The 1865-nt window shown below is 48.0% G+C and carries 1 protein-coding gene and 1 pseudogene; both read left to right on the plus strand.

All coding sequences use genetic code 11. The features are described 5' to 3' along the window. Positions 1-340: pseudogene (locus ACEW8S_RS14645) on the plus strand (SusC/RagA family TonB-linked outer membrane protein); the annotation flags it as partial. Between the two features lie 95 nt (positions 341-435). After that, a partial coding sequence (locus ACEW8S_RS14650; RefSeq protein WP_373518877.1) for a SusD/RagB family nutrient-binding outer membrane lipoprotein occupies positions 436-1865 on the plus strand: 1430 nt, incomplete at its 3' end.

Genomic DNA, 1865 nt, shown 5'->3' on the forward strand with positions numbered 1-1865 from the left:
TCCACAGTATGCCCCAAACGCTACAGCTGTCCCGGCCAGTACGTTCTACAATAATTTCTTTGATCGTGGCAACGAGGCCAGTGCCCTGTACAGTGCATCGTACGTAAAACTCAGGCAAGTGGCCTTGTACTATAACTTTCCGGACAAGCTTACGCAATCCATAGGATTCGACAACATAAAACTGGGATTGGTTGGCAGCAATTTAGTATTGTTCACCGAAAACCCCCATTTTGACCCCGAACTCAACGCCGTGCAGGAAAGGAGCGTGATTTACGGTGTAGATGATTTTTCGTATCCGTCGACTAGAAGCCTTGGGTTTAGTTTGAAGACGGAGTTTTAAAAAAAGTTTATGGGCCTGCCTACCGGCAGGTTGGCGTATTGGTTAGAAGATTGATGCTTTGGGCCTCGCGAAAATAGTTCAAATTAAAAATGATGATGAAAACAAGATATAGTGTTTTACTCTTCTGCATCGCTATCTTCACAGCGAGCTGCACCGACGATTTCGAGAGCATCAATGAAAACCCAAACTCTCCCCAAAACGTAGGGCCACAGTTTCTACTGGCCAACGTTATTTCCGTCGAGGCCAATCAGAATGCCTTTTTTCAGGGCTTTCGCTTGGCCAATTACCTCGCCCAGTTTGCGGCCAGTGTGGAATTCGAACGAATCGACCGTTACGAAATGGGCACCAACAGCGAGTATTGGAACACCATTTTCCGGCTGCTGACCGATATTGAATCCATGAAAAATGCCGAAGGTTCCAACGAAGCTTATGCCGCCGTGGGCGATATTATGCAGAGCTATATGTTCTCGCAGCTTACCGACCTTTGGGGAGATGTGCCCTATACCGATGCCCTAAAAGCGCTTAACGGTCAGTTCACTCCGAAATACGATACCCAAGAAAGTATCTACACCGACCCTGAAACCGGTATTCTTGCCGTTTTGAAGCGATCGGCGACTACCTTAGAAAACACCAACACGTCTATTCAAGGTGATGTTATGTTCGGCGGAGATCTTGACAAATGGGTGCGGTTTGCCAATTCGTTGCGATTGCGCTACCTGTTGCGTATCAGTAAAAGGCTGACCGATTTTTCGGAACTGCAGGTCTTGGCCACCTCGGGAAAGCTGATGGAAAGCAACGACCAGAACGCGGTAGTACCTTATTTGAGTTCCGCCCCTAATCAATATCCCTTAGTCAATTCCTCCCTGGGTCTCTATTTGGAGCATCGCATGACCCGAACCGTCGATTCCGTTCTAAGCCTTTGGAACGATCCGCGAGTGACCGTGTTGTACAAGCCGACTGAAGTAAGCATACTAGCGGGCAATCCAGCCTATAAAGGCCTATTAAACGGGCAAGACCGAGAAACCATATCGGCTGCCAACATTAATTTGGATGATATTTCTCCTTTCGGAACAATTTTTAGGGAAGTCCCAAATGGTGTGGATGCCCAGTTCGTGCAATATTCCGAGGTACAGTTCGCGTTGGCGGAAGGCGCGGAAAGAGGTTACATCACCGGAGATGTCGAAACTTTCTACCAAAATGGAATCGCCGCTAGTTTTGCCTACTACGGGGTAGAACTGCCTGCCGATTATTTTACAAGGGACGCCATCGCCCTCAACGGCACAGACAACCTCAACAAAATACTGACGCAAAAATGGCTAAGCCTGATTTCAAACGGACATGAGGCCTGGTTCAACATCCGCAGAACCGGCATACCCAATCTAAAACCCGGCCCTGACAATTTGAATGACGACAGATATCCCGTTCGGTATTTTTATCCGGAATCAGAACAGGCGACCAATAGTGCCAATTACGCCGAAGCCGTCGAACGGATGGGCGGTGATGATATCAATAGCAAAGGATGGTG

The sequence above is a fragment of the Pricia sp. genome (genome assembly GCF_041745955.1).
GTDB lineage: Bacteria > Bacteroidota > Bacteroidia > Flavobacteriales > Flavobacteriaceae > Pricia.